The organism is Ruegeria sp. CH8, from assembly GCF_056536985.1.
The window spans coordinates 1-553 of sequence record NZ_JBQFQR010000088.1 but is presented as its reverse complement, the minus strand read 5'-3'; the positions used below and the strand labels follow the sequence as shown (position 1 = coordinate 553).

At 65.5% G+C, this 553-nt stretch carries 1 pseudogene; it reads left to right on the top strand.

What is annotated here, in order from left to right:
• Positions 1-282: 282 nt before the first annotated feature.
• Positions 283-553, top strand: a pseudogene (locus ACR0ER_RS25645) (hypothetical protein); the annotation flags it as partial.

Sequence of the window (553 nt, the reverse complement as noted above, 5' to 3'; positions counted from 1 at the left end):
ACCACAAATCCGCGCGCACAAATACCCCTCACCGCCTCGTGATGTGCAATTCCGCACATATACCCCCCGCATCATCGCCGTTTCATTGCACCCCCGGCAGGTCCAAATCCATCCCATCGGCAGCACGGACACACTCCAACCTGCCAAGCACGATCCTGCAAGACATCCGCACGGGTGTTCAAGCAAACCCCGGCCAAACCGGCCATCCAGACCCTACCGGCCCGCACACGGCCGCCACATCAACCGCGACACGCATCGCAACGCACACAAAGGACTACTCACATGACACGCATCGCACTCATCGCCGCCCTGAGCACCGCCATCGCCGCCCCGGCCATCGCCAACACGCAACTCGAGCGCACCCTGGGCGTCGCACCCGGCGTCTACTCCTTCGCCGAACTGGCCGCGATCAAGGGCTCCTTCGACACCGACACCGGCTACACCATCCCCGCACCGGGCGGCGTCGTCTCCACCCAGTCGGTCGGCATCTCCCCCGCCCACGCACAGCTGGCCGCGACCCTGGGCCTCGACGCAGGCGACTATTCCTTCGCCG